General features: G+C 42.6%; 1 pseudogene. It reads left to right on the forward strand.

Features of this window, described 5'->3' with window-relative positions:
- Positions 1 to 1,465: pseudogene (locus CWC03_RS18135) on the forward strand (hypothetical protein); the annotation flags it as partial.
- Positions 1,466 to 1,760: the final 295 nt, after the last annotated feature.

Raw genomic sequence — 1,760 nt, forward strand, 5'->3', positions numbered from 1 at the left:
CCAAACTGGATTTAAGCAAGCTTATTCGAGTATTTTGACAGGGATATTCAATGCACCTCTGGATAAGGTTGAAGAAGTCCTTTCACTCGTCGCAACAGAATCACCCGATGAAGCGCAAAACGACCTGATCTTAAGATTAAAAGATCGCTTACAGCTTGATCCACTAACGGACAGTTTAGAACGACTTCAAAGCGAGCTGCTGACCATTAAAAAAACGGTGTTAGCAAATATTGAAACAGCTGCAAAGCTGAAAGCCGAGCTAAGTGTTAAGTTTGAATACACGCGTTTATCCAGTCATCAATCGCTGCTTGAGGCGAAATTAACTACCAAAGGCCTAGAGCAGGTGCATCTTGATGCGCTATTTGGGCGGGTTGGTACTATCACTCAGCCTAGTTACCAAGATGAAATCGAGATAGAGCGCTTCTTCTTTCAAACCAGTACTGAAATCAAGCAAGCCTATGGGTTCAATTTAGGCTTTGGTGCTTGGTCGGCCATGAGCCGTAACAGCTATTCATTTAAAACCATTGAAACCAGAGACAAGCTAAATAGAGTACAACTTGCTACGCTTGGAATGCGTGGTTATCAAGATGATATTAATGGCGATAAACGTCATTACTATCTCAGCTTTGATGCTCAGATGGTGGCCTTTTCAACATCAACGCCGCCTAAGCTACACGAGTTTACGTTGGGTCTGACACTCGTACATGAACAGCAAGAGGCGAGTGTGACCAGTAACGAGCTGGACCACTTGGTCGATGATTTATCGGTATGGGGCATGATCCTAGAGTTTGACTCTGAGGAGACAAAACACCGATTGAGCGAGATACTCAAAGATTCCGATAATGTGCGGATCGTTAAGTCCTTACACCTTGACCACGACGCGTTTGTTCAGTTACTACCTTTATTAGGTCAGTTTGATAGTCGAAGATTGGCCATTTCGCTGGCCGCTGCATTACCCGTTAATCATAAAATACTTCCTGAGCGGGCAACTATAGAAAATCGGGTGAAATTATATGATGCGATTTTTGAGGCATTGTTAAATTCGCAACTTAACTCTCATAACGAAGTGGCTCTGGCGACATATCAATATCTCAAAGCAAAGGGATGTCGAAAACTTGCAGGAAAAGAGCGGGATTGGCGCAGGCTAGGCGCGAGCAAATTCCAAACACTTGCAGGAATAGTCGAGTTGCATCCGCGGATTTTGCAGGACATTACAAACCTATGTGATGGCTTTGCGCAACTTAACCTCGCTTATCACCAAGAAGGGGATTATTCTTTGCTTGAACAAGCATTTAATCTTTTTGATGACATGGGCGAACATGGATTCTATAACCGCTTTTTCGCCCATTATGTGTTGCAATGTACGCGCACTTTTCCTCAGGCACAAAATGGCACCAAAGTGACGGTGAAGCTAGAGTTTGTTAAAGACGGTAAAGAAATTGATGTACTTTGGGGCAAACGCTAAGGGGTTATTGCTCTCGCTTCACTCTGAATTTGAACAGCCATCACTCTTCTTTAAGATCATTGCTTAATTTTCTCTTCAGTTTCGATACTGCATCATGTTGGCAATCTAAGCCCATATACAAGTAACACATTGTAATTGTGGGTAACTTTTATTTGTTGGACTTACGGTCGGTTAGATAAAACGAGATCAGTCCATGTAAAGGCGGTTTGTATCCATATGAATGATGTAGTTACTGACAAAGTACGGTTTACTTTTAAAAACCATCCCCAAGGATGTGCTGAAGAATTTATTGTTG

It is taken from the genome of Pseudoalteromonas sp. S2755, from assembly GCF_005886535.1.
Lineage (GTDB): Bacteria > Pseudomonadota > Gammaproteobacteria > Enterobacterales > Alteromonadaceae > Pseudoalteromonas.